Raw genomic sequence first — 15866 nt, 5'->3', positions numbered from 1 at the left:
CTAGCCGCTGCTCTCTAAGGCTTCGACGGCGCGAATCTCTTGTATTATTTTGTCTTCTAACTCATCGATGGTCGCTGCTGCTACAATGTCGCCGTTCACATAGGCGAATGGGAAGAGGTAGCATTCACCGCAATTCCCTAGGCAGCCATATTCGATGACATCATAGGCTGGATTCTGCTGCAGCTTCTTCATCACCCGGTCTGTCCCGTGGTGCATATTACTAACGCAGAACTCGATTATCGGTCGCATGTGATTCACCCGCTTTTACTGAAGTCGTTTCTTTGAGCCATTTTAATTTAAACATCTTTATACTATAATAAGGTGAGAAAGGAGTTGAAGCAAATGAGTGAAAATACAACTCAAATGTATGATGAAGTTCTAGAAGTTCTAGATAAACTTCGTCCTTTCCTACAACGTGACGGCGGCGACGTTGAGCTCGTTGATGTGGAAGACGGTATCGTAAAATTAAAATTGATGGGTGCTTGCGGCAGCTGCCCAAGTTCCACAATTACGTTGAAAGCAGGGATTGAGCGCGCTTTGGTGGAAGAAGTTGAAGGCGTTCAAGAAGTTGTCCAAGTATTCTAAGAATACGATGACAAGCCCAGTAAGCTGAATGTGAAGCAGTCAATCCTCTCGGATTGGCTGCTTTTTTTTGTGCGTATGCGGGCTTCCTCTTATTCCAGAATAAAGTAAATCCTACAGGAAATACTATGTGCACCAAATGGATATATAGGAAGGATCACTATGTCATCACAAGAGGAACAACAATTACAAGAAGCCAAGCAGCTGCCCACCATTAGCAGTAATTTAGCGGACAATCTGATGCAGATTACGTCCCTTTTCGAGGGATTTCCTGATCTCGTCATTCGTGAGTTCACCATCCAATCGACCCGCAAAGCCGCGGCACTCGTCTACCTCGGCGGGCTTACGGATAAGAATTCCGTGAACAACAATGTGCTTGAGCCCCTGCTGTTCCAATTAAATATCAACCCTACGGTATCGATTAGCCATTTTATTTCGGAGAATACTTGGGATGCATTGACGGCAGCGATCCTCGGAGGCAACAGCGTGTTATTCGTCAATGGACATACGGAAGCATCCATCTTGGATACACAAGGTTGGCCACAGCGTTCCATTGAGGATCCGCAGATCGAAGCATCCCTCAAGGGAGCTCATCAAGGCTTTGTAGAGACAGGGAGTCAGAATATAGCGCTCATTCGCCGTTACATCCCAACCGTTGATCTGAAGATCAAGGAGATCACTGTCGGGGCTCGCGGGAATACCACGGTATCGCTTATGTACTTAGGGGATATTGCACAACCAAAAATATTAGAGGAGCTGGAGAAGCGGATCCGGAAGATTGATGTGGACGCGATTATTAATGCCGGAGAACTTGGGGAGTTCATCGAGGATAACCCCTTTTCCCCATTCCCACAGTTCATTTCGACAGAACGGCCAGATTCTGCTGCCTCGCAACTTTTGCAAGGACGCTTTGTCATGATCGTAGATGGCTCGCCGAATGTGTTAATCGGTCCGACAACCTTCGTCTCTTTCTTCCAGAGTATTGACGATTACAGCACACGGTGGCTTATCGCTTCTTTTATTCGCGTCACGCGTTATTTTGCTTTTTTTATTGCCCTCTTCCTTCCAGCCATCTATATCGCGCTCATCTCTTACAACTATGTCGTCATCCCGATCAAATTGATCATTTCAATTGGTGAATCGAGAGAACGCGTACCCTTTCCGCCTTTTGCCGAAGCGATTTTGATGGAGATTACGCTCGAGATGCTGCGTGAAGCAGGAATTCGATTGCCTGCACCGATCGGACAGACGGTAGGCATTGTAGGTGGGATTGTCATTGGCCAAGCCGCCGTGCAAGCTGGAATCGTGAGCAATATCATGGTCATTGTCGTCGCATCGACAGCGATCGCCTCCTTCATTCTACCGAATTACGATATGGGGGCTGCGGTTCGCTTCCTCCGATTCCCTATGATGATCATCGCCTCCATCTTCGGGATCGTTGGGATCGCTGTTGGGTTAATGACATTGATCATCCATCTGATCACGCTCAAATCGCTCGATACACCTTACGGCAGTCCGCTCGCGCCTGTTCGTTTTGTCGATTGGAAAGATACTTTCATCAGAGCGCCGTTATGGATCATGAAGAAAAGGCCAGTGAGTTCTGTGCCGGTTCAACTACAACGGCAAGGTCCCACACAACCTGAGGAGAACACTTGATGCAGAATACTCCATCCATTCAAATTACGTGGCTACAATTTGTACTTCTGATTCATGGCACGCAAGTCGGCGTCGGCTTCCTGACGCTTCCGCGTGAGCTGGCACAAGTCGCCGGGTCGGATGGCTGGATATCCATTCTTTTTGGATGGGCGCTGTCTGTAACAGCGAATCTATTCATCATTCACGCAATGAAGAGACACCCTAATGCAACATTATTTGATTTGTTCTCCCTCTTCTTTGGCAAATGGATCGGAAAACCAGCTTCCGTCGTCCTTCTGTTATATTTAATCGGATGTTCCCTAGCTGTCTTGTTCTCCATCGTATCCATCCTTAGAATATGGCTCATGCCAAAAACGCCGAATTTTATGTTCATCCTACTGTTATCCATCCCGACATATATGATCGTGCATCACGGGATTAAGATGATCGGACGGTATGCCGAGCTAATCTTCTATTTCTCACTCTGGATCATTTTACTGCTTGCCTTTCCCGTGAATCATAGCCGCTGGTTGTATCTACTACCGTTCATCAAAGAAGGCTGGATGCCCGTCATATCCGCTACGAAGCTAACGATTCTATCCTATTTGGGATTTGAGATTACATTCATTCTCTATCCGTTCCTAATGCTAAAGAAGAAGGCGACCTCCGCCGTGATCGTTGCGAATACACTGACGATGTTCTTCTACATCTTAACGACCTTGGTCTGCTTCTCTTACTTCAGCTCGCTCGAGATTCTTCAATATACCTGGCCGACACTCAGCCTGTTGAAAGTCATTCGGGTACAATTCTTGGATCGGTGGGATGTCATCTTCCTGGCGATGTATATGGTAGTCATCTCCGTAACCTGGATAGTATATATGAGTTTAGCCGTCTTCGGGATGAGACAAGTGTTGCCAAAATCGAAGCCCAGCATCACAACCGTGGCAATTCTCCTGATCACGCTAGCTCTATCCATCTTCTTGGCCCTCTCCCAGAGCCAGGTAACTCAAATGACGAGAACATTAAGTTATATCGGGTTTATGATCGCGTATGTACTGCCATTGTGTTTGTGGTGTTATGTGAAACTGCTCGAAGGCATTCGCCGCAACCAGGGAGGGAATTCATCATGAAGCATTGGTTCAAGCTATGTATGATCGTGCTTCTCTTAGGACTGCTGCCTGGATGCTACGATAAAATGTATTTGGAAGATGCCACGCTCATCCTTGCTCTCGGATTCGATATGGAAGAGGATCAATTTATCGTCTACAGCTCGAGTCCTGTATTCAATAAGGATGCGAAGAAGAAAACCGAAGAATTCTATGACGACAAACCCGTCTCTGTCCGGCATAGCAAGAACAATTTCGACACGATGTCTTCGGGAATTCCGAGTGCCGGTAAAATCCAGACCATTCTTATAGGGAAAAAGCTACTCGAGCAGGAGAATTGGTTCTCCATGCTGGATACACTGTTCCGAAATGCAGAGTCTACGGTTAACGCAAACGTGGCTGTAGTAAACGGTCCTGTCTCTGAGATTATTTATTACCAGTCTGATGGCAAGCCGCCGCTTACAATGCTTCTCCCCAAATTAATCAGCTCTTCAGCTAAGAAAAACGCAACACTGGATACGACGCTTCAAGAATTCCACCGGCAAATGTACGACCAGGCCATGACGCCTGCGTTGCCATTGCTTCGGAAGAATAAAGATATCGTTGCCGAAGGCGCGGCTCTGCTGAGTGAACAGGGCAAATACGTCACAAACCTTAATCTGCAAGAAACTACACTTCTTCGCATTCTTCAACGGGATCTATCAGGGATCGGATCCTATACGGCCAATGTAACTGACCTGCCGACAGGTCAGCCTAATCCGATTGTTAAGAACAAGCTAAGCGTTGACATCGTGAAGATATCTGCACGTATACGAACATCCTACAAGCAAGGGCGATTCGGATTCGACATTCACTATAAGATGATAACCCGCGTTACAGAGCGAACATTCCCGTTCAATCTGACTCTGCATAAGCAACAATTGCAGAAACAGTTGGATTCTCTCTTGCAGCGAGATCTGATGGCACTGATCCATAAAATACAGAAAAATCGCATTGATCCCATCGGGCTCGGAATTCTCGCGCAAGCCTACCAGTACCAAGCATGGAAGAAAGCGAAAGATCATTGGGGAGATGCGTTGTCAGAAGCCGATATACGCCTCTCTGTAAAAACCGAAATGTTGGATAGTGGTGTTATGCAGTAATTATTATAGAACAACCTGATACTAGCATCATAATAAAGAAGCTGATATCTGTCAGGACAGATATCAGCTTTTTCATTTTCGCTCTATTTAATTAAAATGCCGGCAATATCGCTTCACCGTATTTCTCTTCAATAAATTTCTTCAATTCTGGCGAATGAAGCGCTGCAGCGAGCTTCTTCATGGCGTCAGAGTCTTTGTTGTCCGGACGGGAAACAAGGATGTTCGTATACGGAGAATCGCTTCCCTCGATGAACAACGAATCTTTCGTAGGCGACAACTCAGCTTGCAATGCATAGTTCGTATTAATAATAGCAGCATCGAACTCATCAAGAACGCGTGGCAGCATCGCTGCTTCAAGCTCTTGAATTTTCAAGTTTTTCGGGTTTTTTGTAATATCGCGAATCGTTGCGTCCGCCACTTTGCCTTCTGCCAGCTCAATGAGCCCTTGCTTTTGCAGAAGCAACAATGCGCGAGCACCATTCGATGGATCGTTCGGGATAGCAATTGATGCGCCATCTTTCAATTCGTCAGCGGATTTGATCTTCTTGGAGTATGCTGCAATCGGCTCAAGGTGAACGCCTACGACGCTAACTAGATCCATGCTGCGATCCTTATTCATTTGATCCAAATACGGCTGATGTTGGAAGAAGTTCGCATCAAGCTGCTTCTCAAATACTTGTACGTTCGGTTGTACGTAATCTGTAAATTCTTTCACTTCCAGCTTAACGCCTTCCTTCTCAAGCATTGGCTTCAAGAAGTTCAGAATTTCTGCATGAGGTACGGCAGTTGCGCCGACCGTTAACGTCGTTGTTTCTTGCTTGCTTCCACTGCTCTCTTCACCACTGCTTGTCTCATTCTTGCCGCCGCATCCTGCCGCGATAACCGCAAAAGCGAGTACTGCTGTTAATGTAATCAACCATTTTTTCATTGTAAGTCCCCTCCAATAATCCATTGTTTTTTGAGTATCTATATTTATTTTCTAGAAAACCGATGAACAAGACGATCGCCAAGCACCTGGATCAGCTGCACGATCACAATCATTAAGATCACGGCTACGACCATCACTTCGATCTCATACCGTTGGTAGCCATATCGAATGGCTAGATCCCCTAGACCGCCGCCGCCAATCAACCCGGACATCGCCGTATAAGAGACCAGTGTTACAATCGTAATGGTGATGCCTGCAATTAGGCTTGGCATCGATTCGGGCAGCAACACCCGGCTGACGATCTGGCCTTTCGTAGCCCCCATTGCCTCAGCTGCTTCGATAACGCCTCGGTCCACCTCACGAAGCGAGGTCTCCACGAGTCTAGCGAAGAACGGTGCCGCTGCGAGTACAAGCGGCGGTATGGAGCCCAGTACGCCGATTGATACCCCAACAATTATTTTCGTCAGTGGAATAATCGAGATCATCAGAATGACGAACGGTACCGAGCGCAAAATATTGACGATGAACGAGATCACCCGATAAAGCATCCGGCTCCAAGCTGAATTCCCTCTTGCTGTCATAAACAGCAAGATACCAATCGGAAGTCCGATAATAAATGTGAATAGTCCTGAGAAGAGCAACATACGCAGCGTATCCCACGTTGCTGTCCAAATTTCGGACCAATAAATTTTTGAGAAATCAAACCCCGTAGATAGGAGAATCATCCGATCACCTCCAATTCATGCACATGTGCACGCAGCATTTCACACGTCTTCACAATCGCTTCTTTATTCCCTTCAAACCGCACGATGAGTTGGCCATAGGGGATGTCCTTCATCGTCGCGATCGTCCCTTGCAGAATTGCAAAGGTTACGCCTGTCGACTGAACGGCCTCAGACAGGATCGGCTGATATGTCGTTGTTCCTAGGAAGTTAATTTTCACAACCTCCGAATGATCATTCGACGGCAGCGAGGTGATGATTCGATCCAGCAGTTCTGCGCTCTCATTCTCTTCCCGAATAAATTCCCGCGTCACAATATGCTGCGGCTTGAGGAATACCTCGGTTACAGGACCTTGCTCTACAATACGTCCATCATGGATTACGGCTACCGTATCGCATATCGTCTGGATCACATGCATCTCATGCGTTATGAGCACGATCGTAATCCCGAATTGCTTGTTGATATCCAGCAGCAATCGAAGTATCGATTGCGTCGTCTGAGGATCCAGCGCAGATGTCGCTTCATCGCATAAGAGCACCTCTGGATCATTCGCCAACGCACGCGCGATGCCTACACGTTGTTTCTGACCGCCGGACAATTGAGACGGGTATTTGTTACGATGCTCTTCGAGTCCAACCAGCTTCAGAAGTTTATCCACTTTCTGTTCGATTTCGGCTTTCGGCGTCTTCACTAAGCGCAGCGGAAATGCGATGTTATCGAAAATCGTCGCGGACGATAATAGGTTGAAATGCTGAAAGATCATTCCGATCTTGCGGCGTTGACCTTGCAGTTCAACCTCGGACAGTGCTGTAAGATTCGTGTCCCCAATCCATACTTCCCCTGTCGTGGGACGTTCCAGCAGGTTGATGCTGCGCAGCAATGTACTCTTGCCGGCCCCCGAATGTCCTATTATTCCGAAGATTTCGCCGCGGTCAATGGTTACATCGATATCCGTCAGCGCGACGGTCTGTTTATGCTTATTGCCGTAGGTCTTCGACAATTGTTTAAGCTGTATCATGATTGTCCCCTCTCGTTTCTAATCGAGCTATAGAAAAGCCCTTTTCCGGCACAACGGAAAAGGGCTAACAAGTCATCATTATAGTCCTCTTCTCATCTACCAGAATTCTAACATGAATTCTGAAGGATTTAGCACCATGACACTCCATGTCCATATTACGCTGGATCAGGAATCGGTTGCCGGGCTTCACAGGGCCTGTCCCTCCGCCGCTCTCGATAAGAAAGTATCGTTTGTATTAAATTTAAATTGAGTATAGTGTTGATAATACCAAAAGTCAAATAGAAATATTTTACATCTTATCGATGATATTTATTACGAAGCATCAACTCGATATACTCAAACGAAGCTTGCAAGGTTTCACAGGCCATTCGATAACCAAGCTCCAGGTCTTTCTGGCGTTCCTGGATATCCTCTAGCTTAATCTTGCCATCCAATGTCTGATCACGCTGTGAGAGATCATCCTGCATCTCCATGTTCATGTAGTGAATTTCGATATTACGCCATTTGCGAAGATGGCGAAGCGGCTCATTATATTGTTCCTTCAAAGTATTTAACTTATCCATAAGTGCCAGATGTACACCTAAATAACGAAATTGCCGCAAGACCGTAAAAAAAGAAAAATGGGCTTTTGCCCGTTCCGTATGAAGCTCAAAGAGATCATTCATGAGGGTCCCAAGTTTGTCTAGAATAGAGAATACCCGAATAAATCCATTTTTGTAGAAGTAGATATGACGGTGATAATTCGCATTCTCTTGCTGAGACATTTCTTCTTGGTACGTCTTGCGAACGCGATCCGCAAAGTGGCCTGATAAGAATACGCTCTGCTCCAGTTCATCCAAGGAGACGATAAGACCTTTCGTCCAAACCTCATGTTTGCGCCAAATATGTTCAGGATCATGTCCCTTAGAAATACGACTCTGAAGCTGATGCAGTACACACTGCATGGCATCCACAGCATCTTGCATTTCCCCGAGCTCCGCGCGAGGAGGCAGACCTAACAAGATTCTCAGCATATCGTTCACACTCCTTTGATGTTGATGAAGACGGTGCTATGTACCCGGGGTAAAACAAAAAGTTCTCGAACTTCACATGCTCGACAACTTTCGGTTCATTTTAGTATATCCGATTTTATCGTTTGCTCATTTGCCATACCCTGACACTCATATAGCATAAGACTCCGAATAAGCCAGCAATGAGTACCGTATGGAATAATCCTGCGAACAAGCCCGCATTCTCGTCGCCTAACGTAAAGACAACCCATGCCCCGCTCAAGATCTGGGCAGTACATAATATTAAGGCACAGACCCCAATAATTCGTAATTCACGAATTTGCTTATGACCGTGATAAGCGAAATGCGCAAGCACCGCAACCGCGATGAATAGGACGAGTGCTGCGACACGATGGATAAATGCAATTAGGGTGGTACCATGAAGCTCCGGTATGATTGCTCCGTTACAGAGCGGCCAGCCTTGGCAGCCTCCATAGGCTTCAGTATGCCGAACGAATGCGCCTACGTAGACAACAACATAAGCATAGAGCGTCACAATCCACGTTGCAGTACGGAATCTTTCGGATACGAATACGCCAGCCGGCGCGTTGTCATCCAGGCCGCGACTCCACTTGTTCAAGACAATCGAGAGCAGCAGTGTTCCTGCAAAAGCAATAAGCGAAAACCCGTAATGCAGCGCCATAACGGCTGGAGCTTGCCCGAGCACGACTGCAAGCGCACCCATAATCGCTTGAATAAATGTAAATATAAAAGCAATAAAAGCATACCACCAAGCATCTTTGCGTTCTTTCACATGACGCCATACCGCAATGAACAAGACAAGGACAAGAATTCCTACAAGCCCGCTCACCGCACGGTGCGAATATTCAATCATCGAAGCGATCGTATAGGCAGGCACAAATTTGCCATTGCATAGCGGCCATTCTGCCCCACATCCTTGGCCAGAACCCGTCTTCGTCACTAATGCGCCATTCAAGAGAACCAGCATCATTCCGACACAAGTGATATATGCAAGCCACTTTAATGTATTCGCTCTCAATCCTTCACCCACTTACTCTCTCAGGAAGTTAAATTTCACCATTTCTCATTATAACTGATTTCATGATGAAAACGAAGGCGGAATTGTGACAAAACACATTGTAATTGGACAAAAAGCACGAAAACAAAAGCCATATCATCATCCCGATGACATGGCTTGTTCTAACTTATTCGGATTTCTTCATGGTCTCTGCAACCGCGATCGCACGATCCAGGAACTCTTCGATCTCTTCACGCGACTTGCGCAGCTTACTAACAAACCGAATTAACTCTTGGCCGTTCGAATAGGCGATAAAGCTTGGGATCCCAAGAATGTTATACCGCTCGCACAAGTCCGGCAGCTCATCGCGGTCAATATGGACAAAAGTGAGTTGGTCCGCATATTTCGCTTCAACCTCCGGCATGAATGGATCGATAAAATGACAGTCTTTGCACCATACCGCTTTAAATACGCCGATGGTTGGTTTTGATGAGGCGATCACCTCGTTGAATTGCGCTTCTGACGATAATTTCTCCATGATGAACACTCCTTATCTAGGAAATTAGAATACCGAATTATGAATCGGATGATTGAACGGCTTGTCCACGCTGCAATCGCATGAGCGGCTGAAATACCTTGCGAAGTGGACGCGGATAACTGCTAAGCTCTTGCTGCGTCACCACACGGAATACGATTAACAGCACCGGATAGAGCACGATCAAGACCAAGCCTACGAGGCTGGACGAAATAAAATAAGCAATACGCGCATGCATGACGTGCGTTAGTTGATTGCCTGCCCATTCAATCAAATAGCCGATGCCGGTCAGTACAATCACAGATGTCAAGAAGCCTGTCCAACGTAAACCAAGGATTTGGAAATCGACGATTTGCTTCAGCGAACGTATATTCAATACCATCGTTACCGCAAAGCACAGCATCGTCGAACCGACAATACCATAGATGCCAAAAGCGTATCCCAATGTGAAGCTGCCAACTAACTTCACGGCGATTCCGATCATAACGTGGAACATAGGCGTCTTCGGACGTCCCATGCCGAAGAGGATCGAACCCGATACCATCATAATAATCTGGAAAATGGTACAGAAGGTTAACAGCGAAATAATTTCACTGCCGTTCGTGCTGCTGAACAACAGACCGTTCACGGAGTATGCTGCTGTGCACAGAATAAGCACAATAGGCATCCCCGAGAGCAGCGCAATCCGAAGCGCCAGTGTAATCTGCTTCTTCACATGATCCATCTCTTGACGAGCAAATGCGCTTGAAATAACCGGAATAATCGATGTACTTAGTGCAATCGCCAGAATAGGCGGAATCCCTGCAATGGATTGCGCATTCATCCCTAAAATCTTCAGTGTTTCTTTGGCTAAAGGCTCACCAATTTGTCCCTTCAAGATCGGAACGATGATACTCGAATCAATGAAATAAATGATGGATACAGCTAACGATGTAATCACGATTGGAATCGATAGCTTGAAGATATCTTTATAGATCTGACCCAGCGGTGTCACGGCACCCTGCTGTCCGCTCCGGGCTAATCCTGCTTCACGGTCTGCCTTCTTCAGCTTCCGCGCATAATACAGCATCACGAGGAAGGCACCGATACTGCCTAGCACACCGCCAAAGGATGCGCCTGCGGCCATCTTTTCTTCACTATACCCCCATGTCATGAACACATAAGCGAGACCAACAGCGGTGACCACGCGTAGTATTTGCTCAATGATCTGCGATATACCGCCAGGTGCCATCTGATTACGCCCCTGGAAATATCCACGCATCATCGCAATAACCGGGAACAGAATAAGAGCTGGAGCAAGTGCCCGAATGGCAAGCGTCGCTTCTGGAACGGAACTCATCTCGGCGTAGTACGGCGCGAAAATATAGAGCAGCGCAGTAATGAGTATCCCCATCCCTAAACCGAATATGATAGCTGCAAAATAAATCCGCTGCGCTTCTTCCGGGCGATTCAGCGCATATTTCTCAGACACCATTTTCCCGAGTGTACTCGGAATGCCAGCTGTCGCGAACGTCAGCAGCATTAAATACACATTCGATGCTAGTGCAAAGGACGCGCCACCGCTTACTCCGAGCAGATGCTCTAGAGGTACCCGCTGCACGACACCGAGTACGCGCGCAATCAGCGCCGCCGCTGCGAGGATGAGCGTCCCTTTAATAAATGATTCTTTTGCCACGACAACAATCTTCCCTTCTCCTCTACTTACGCATTTACAACCCAGATGATGAAGATGACGATCATGGCAAGCTGCAACACAATCTTCACGAGGGTACTTGTAAATAAGCCCACTAATGAGCCAAAACCAACCTTAATTGCCCGATTCATATCGGAGCCCGTCATCATCTCCCCGATCATCGCGCCGAGCAGCGGCCCGAGCAATAGACCTGCAACCGGAATCACAAATGGCCCAATAATAATCCCGATCGTACTCCCAATAATGGATGCGCGTGAACCGCCATATTTCTTGACGCCCCAGGCGCTCACCACATAATCGGCAATGAACAGCACGACGACGATAGCCGTCTGGATGCTCCAGAACCATACGCCGAACGGCTCGAAGCTAATACATAGTCCGTAAACGAAGTATGCTGCATAGATAGCCACAGCCCCTGGAAGAATCGGGTAAATCGTGCCAGCCATGCCTACCGCGAATAAGACGACAACCAAGATCCAACCGATGATCTCTATAGCCATCTCGAACTCCTCCTATTTTAACAAAAATTTACGGATCACTTCAGCAACGCCATCTTCCTCATTCGAGGCTACGATCTGATCAGCGGCTTCCTTTACCGTATCCTGCGCATTACCCATGGCAACCCCAAGACCAACGGCTTGAATGGCTGCAAGATCGTTAATACTATCGCCAACGGCGACCACTTCATGCATTCCAATCCCGAGCAGATCACATACGTCCAGAAGACCTGATGCCTTAGAAACACCCTTTGGGTTCAATTCAATATTGGTCGGTGAAGAGTTCGTAATCTCCAAACCGCCCATCGCTCGAAGCTGGGATAAAATCTCATGACGCATCCCATCATCTTCAACGGTATATCCAAATTTGAGCCACTCTTTATCCTCGAAGATAATCTCGTTATCCCAGCTCGATTGGAGATAAATTTGACCCACCGAATAGGCCCAGAACCATACATCATATCGCTTAGCGATGCTGAACAGCTCCTTCATCACGCTCGCTTCCATCAGATGTCTGCGATGCAGCTGATAAGGCGCTGACCATACCTCGCCTCCATTCACTGTAATCATGGGCGATTCCAGTCCTAGCTGCTTCGCATAGGGCATAGCGGAATCGAATCCACGCCCTGTCGAGAAGCTGACAGTAATGCCGGCTTTTATAGCTTCCTGAATCCAATACGCTGTCTCCGGCGTAATCTTCTGATCATCATTTAATACGGTACCATCCATGTCGAGTGCCAGCAATTTATAGCTTCCCATTGTCTCCTCCAATTCTCTATCTCTTATTCCGCATTTGCTGCATATCGACATTTTACCATAGATCAGCCTAAAAAGTTAAAAAGACAAGCGTCATCAGGAACCGTTTCAGAGAAGAACTCCATTTGCGCCCTTTACGCATCGTACCATCCCTCCTCTCGCGAAGGGTTAATTTGTCCCCTCTTCCTTCATTAAATGCAGGACCTTATTCGATTGTTCCGTCTCTCCAAAAAAGTTGGTTATAGGAAACTAAAAGACATGCCAATAGCCAGTATCGCGTTCATTCATGCACGAAAAATTGCCGTTCAAGAATGGATTGAATTCGCTAAAGCAGTGGTTACAAGCTGTAATAAATGGAAGGATTTATCTACCATCTCTCTTAATATCTTTAGAAGAATTTGTCGATTCATGTCCTAATTCTTAGAAATTCATGGTAGTATATACCTATTCTAGCGATCGTAATTGTTCTGATAGGACTTATTTGCTATGTCTATTGGTATCAAACAGCTATGAAAATATACATAATAGGGGACTTCAATGAAGAAATTTCTTTCACTCTTGCTCGTAGTCTTGATTTTGATAGGTAGTACGACTGGCGCTGCACATGCGACCTCGAGCAATATCGTACAGTATTCAAATTTGTATACGTATGACATGATGGCCAGACAGTTGCAACAACTACAAAAAGCATACCCTGACGCAATTCATCTTGAATCGATTGGAAAAACGGCTTACCAACGGGATATTTGGGCCGTCCGTGTTGGACAAGGTACGAAGTCCATATTCATCAATGGATCACATCATGCTAGAGAATGGATTACCTCCATTTTAAATATGAAGATGATTGAAACGTATGCGCAATCGTATACCAATACTACGAAATATAATGGATATCATACAAAAGAATTACTAGACCATGTCAGTATTTGGTTCGTTCCGATGGTTAATCCCGATGGCGTGACTTTACAACAATTCGGTTCCTCCGCTTTTCCACAGCAAGATCGTGCGCAACTCATTCAGATGAATGATGGAAGTTTGAACTTCACCCGTTGGAAAGCGAACGCACAAGGAATTGATCTAAATCGGCAGTATGACGCCGATTGGTCCAATATTAAGAATAATTCAGGTCGACCTTATTGGTGGAACTATAAAGGCCCCAAACCTGTGTACGCGAATGAAACAAAAGCCATGGTAGAATTCACTTATCGCATTCAACCTGAAATTGCCGTATCCTATCATTCTTCAGGTGAAATTCTATTCTGGAACTTTCATACCGATCCAGCTAATCTGGAGCGAGATAAACGACTCGCATCCACCTATTCACAGCTTACAGGCTATAGTCTCGTAAAACCCTCACCCAATCCTTCGGGTGGCGGGTACACGGATTGGTTCATCAGTACATTCAAGAAACCAGGTTTCACCCCTGAGGTAGGAAATGCCGTCAATAATCAACATGTACCTGTCAAGCACTTCGGAGGGATTTGGAATCAGAACAATAAAGCAGGCGTCTGGCTCGCAGAAGAAGCCTATAAATTAACGTATTCTCAATTCAATACGAGCAATACGGTCGAAGTATGGGACGAGGTCCTCTTGTTACAAGACGCAAAAGTATTCTATGACATTCCTAGTATTTTAAAACCTGCCAAAGGAACGATTAAGCAAGCCAGCGTTCGTACCCTTGCCAAAAAAGGGGACTGGTATCAAATCAACACTTGGCTTGGTAAGCAATGGATATACGAAGCAAATGCCACATTTGAACAATCCGTGCTCCAACAAAAGCCTGAACCTGAAAAACCATCTGAGGAACCCTCTGTTGAAACAACCGAGCCAACATCCTCCGAAGGGAATGCAGAAACAGAGATGCATGAACCGCATAAACCGGAGCTACAATTCACTGTGGAGTAACCGGTTCTAGCAAAATAAAAGGGGCGTCCCAAGCAGCCATTTCATGGCTTCTGGGACAGCCCCTTCACAACATATATGCGCATTATATAAAATTCAGTCCACCATTAAACGGGAGCGGAATAGGAAATACGTTGCTGAAAAGGGTTCTAACTTCCTCCTCCATGGAGATGGCTGCAGTTGAACCAAACAGAACATCCATCAGTTCTTCGGGTGTGACCTCTACCGCTTGTTCACCAATGGCAATCAATGTATTGCCATTCTCTTGCGATGATACGGTAAGCGCTGCTGCAATCTCTTGCGATCGTTCTACAAGATACGGACGAATCTGTTCGAGTAGCCGCTCCGAGCGAATCATCTTTAAGGTACCACCGCATTTTCTGTCTTCATGAGGGACATCCTTCAGTTGTTCTTGCATCGAATGGTCATGCGCTGGGACGGTAATGTTCAGCTCGCTCAATACGTGCGTTCGGATCGCCTGCTCGAATAGCAATTGGATCATCGCACGGTCACCTGCATAGTGGTGGACGACTGGTCCGCCCTCTTGGGAGATTGCTGAAGGGACACTGTACACGATAAAAGCATGGATCTTCCCTTCACGTTCAGCAACCAAAGAGTGCATTGTCTGTTTCATATTGCTTGCTACCGCACCAGCCTCGATCAGTTGCGCCAAGTCCCATACACTCTGTTCGTAACGAATGGATTCCGCCTGCGTTAGATGATGTAGTTGGAACCAATCGGTGGATTGGATTTCACGAACGATGAGCTGATGATGTAGCACCCCACATTCAGTTCCCACTAATCGAGATGCATCATAACGATATCCAACTACGCTTCCGAATGGATAACAACCTGCCCGAGAATACAGCGAACGGCCCCCTGACACGAACAGCAATGAGGCCTCCGCACGATCGATATGCGTGAAAATCTCATTCAGTATATCACCAGCGATCCCTTGACCGCGATAATCGGGATGCGTACATACAGAGCCCAGACTATACACTTGCAATGATGCAGGACCAATACGTATAACTGCTGGGACAAGTCCCATAAATGAAACTAATTGTCCATCTACAAATGCTCCATATGACTGCCCCAAACTGCTGGAGAATACAAAAGGGTATGCTTCACCCATCGAGCGATGATCATGATCACGAAATGTTGCATCCGATAGCGCGATCGCCTCATTCCATTCCTGCTTGGATTCTAATTGTCGAATTTCTACCATGCGATGTACCTCCCCTATACCACTTCAAAATGAATTGATTATCAACCTAATTTGACAATAACAATCAATTTCCTGCCTGAAAAATTCAAAAAC

At 46.4% G+C, this 15866-nt stretch carries 16 protein-coding genes and 1 riboswitch; of the genes, 5 read left to right on the top strand and 11 right to left on the bottom strand.

Features of this window, described 5'->3' with window-relative positions:
• Positions 1 to 249, bottom strand: a complete 249-nt coding sequence (locus GCU39_RS30055; protein ID WP_152396827.1) for a YuzB family protein — start codon at positions 247 to 249, stop codon at positions 1 to 3.
• A 93-nt stretch (positions 250 to 342) separates the two neighbouring features.
• Between GCU39_RS30055 and GCU39_RS30050 the strand changes: the two genes are divergently transcribed.
• The 4 genes from GCU39_RS30050 (at position 343) to GCU39_RS30035 (ending at position 4465) form a co-directional block, all read left to right on the top strand.
• On the top strand, positions 343 to 585 hold the full coding sequence (locus tag GCU39_RS30050) for a NifU family protein (protein WP_152396826.1): 243 nt from the start codon (positions 343 to 345) through the stop codon (positions 583 to 585).
• Between the two features lie 159 nt (positions 586 to 744).
• The gene (locus GCU39_RS30045; protein WP_152396825.1) at positions 745 to 2238 is read left to right on the top strand and encodes a spore germination protein; all 1494 of its coding nucleotides are present in this window, start codon (positions 745 to 747) and stop codon (positions 2236 to 2238) included.
• Entirely contained in the window at positions 2238 to 3347 is a 1110-nt protein-coding gene (locus tag GCU39_RS30040; RefSeq protein ID WP_152396824.1) for a GerAB/ArcD/ProY family transporter, read from the top strand. The genes GCU39_RS30045 and GCU39_RS30040 overlap by 1 nt, the downstream gene beginning before the upstream one ends.
• Positions 3344 to 4465 (top strand): Ger(x)C family spore germination protein, encoded by a 1122-nt coding sequence (locus tag GCU39_RS30035; protein WP_152396823.1) that lies wholly within the window; start codon positions 3344 to 3346, stop codon positions 4463 to 4465. Before GCU39_RS30040 ends, GCU39_RS30035 begins: the two co-directional genes overlap by 4 nt.
• A gap of 91 nt (positions 4466 to 4556) precedes the next feature.
• Here GCU39_RS30035 and GCU39_RS30030 read toward each other — a convergent pair whose 3' ends face one another.
• The 9 genes from GCU39_RS30030 to GCU39_RS29990 form a co-directional block, all read right to left on the bottom strand.
• A complete protein-coding gene (locus GCU39_RS30030; protein ID WP_152396822.1) occupies positions 4557 to 5393 on the bottom strand; it encodes a MetQ/NlpA family ABC transporter substrate-binding protein in 837 nt (278 codons plus the stop codon).
• Positions 5394 to 5437: 44 nt separating this feature from the next.
• On the bottom strand, positions 5438 to 6118 hold the full coding sequence (locus tag GCU39_RS30025; RefSeq protein WP_152396821.1) for a methionine ABC transporter permease: 681 nt from the start codon (positions 6116 to 6118) through the stop codon (positions 5438 to 5440).
• Entirely contained in the window at positions 6115 to 7134 is a 1020-nt protein-coding gene (locus tag GCU39_RS30020; protein WP_152396820.1) for a methionine ABC transporter ATP-binding protein, read from the bottom strand. Before GCU39_RS30020 ends, GCU39_RS30025 begins: the two co-directional genes overlap by 4 nt.
• An 89-nt stretch (positions 7135 to 7223) precedes the next feature.
• A riboswitch (SAM riboswitch) is annotated at positions 7224 to 7356 on the bottom strand.
• A gap of 74 nt (positions 7357 to 7430) precedes the next feature.
• Positions 7431 to 8147 (bottom strand): Cthe_2314 family HEPN domain-containing protein, encoded by a 717-nt coding sequence (locus GCU39_RS30015; protein WP_152396819.1) that lies wholly within the window; start codon positions 8145 to 8147, stop codon positions 7431 to 7433.
• Between the two features lie 115 nt (positions 8148 to 8262).
• Positions 8263 to 9183, bottom strand: a complete 921-nt coding sequence (locus GCU39_RS30010; protein WP_152396818.1) for a COX15/CtaA family protein — start codon at positions 9181 to 9183, stop codon at positions 8263 to 8265.
• Between the two features lie 166 nt (positions 9184 to 9349).
• Positions 9350 to 9700, bottom strand: coding sequence for a thioredoxin family protein (locus GCU39_RS30005; protein WP_152396817.1), 351 nt, complete (start codon positions 9698 to 9700; stop codon positions 9350 to 9352).
• A gap of 37 nt (positions 9701 to 9737) precedes the next feature.
• Positions 9738 to 11372 (bottom strand): putative polysaccharide biosynthesis protein, encoded by a 1635-nt coding sequence (locus GCU39_RS30000; RefSeq protein ID WP_193726685.1) that lies wholly within the window; start codon positions 11370 to 11372, stop codon positions 9738 to 9740.
• A gap of 26 nt (positions 11373 to 11398) precedes the next feature.
• Positions 11399 to 11890, bottom strand: coding sequence for a DUF456 domain-containing protein (locus tag GCU39_RS29995; protein ID WP_407671612.1), 492 nt, complete (start codon positions 11888 to 11890; stop codon positions 11399 to 11401).
• A gap of 12 nt (positions 11891 to 11902) precedes the next feature.
• Positions 11903 to 12646 carry a Cof-type HAD-IIB family hydrolase gene (locus tag GCU39_RS29990; protein ID WP_152396815.1) on the bottom strand — a complete coding sequence of 248 codons (744 nt, stop codon included), beginning with the start codon at positions 12644 to 12646 and terminating at the stop codon, positions 11903 to 11905.
• 534 nt (positions 12647 to 13180) lie between these two features.
• On the opposite strand from GCU39_RS29990, the gene GCU39_RS29985 reads away from it, so the two are divergent.
• Positions 13181 to 14548, top strand: coding sequence for a M14 family metallopeptidase (locus tag GCU39_RS29985; RefSeq protein ID WP_152396814.1), 1368 nt, complete (start codon positions 13181 to 13183; stop codon positions 14546 to 14548).
• 82 nt (positions 14549 to 14630) lie between these two features.
• Here GCU39_RS29985 and GCU39_RS29980 read toward each other — a convergent pair whose 3' ends face one another.
• Positions 14631 to 15773, bottom strand: coding sequence for a GNAT family N-acetyltransferase (locus GCU39_RS29980; RefSeq protein WP_152396813.1), 1143 nt, complete (start codon positions 15771 to 15773; stop codon positions 14631 to 14633).
• Positions 15774 to 15866: the final 93 nt, after the last annotated feature.

It is taken from the genome of Paenibacillus guangzhouensis (assembly GCF_009363075.1).
Taxonomy (GTDB): Bacteria; Bacillota; Bacilli; order Paenibacillales; family Paenibacillaceae; genus Paenibacillus_K; species Paenibacillus_K guangzhouensis.
This window is presented reverse-complemented; position numbering and strand designations above follow the sequence as displayed.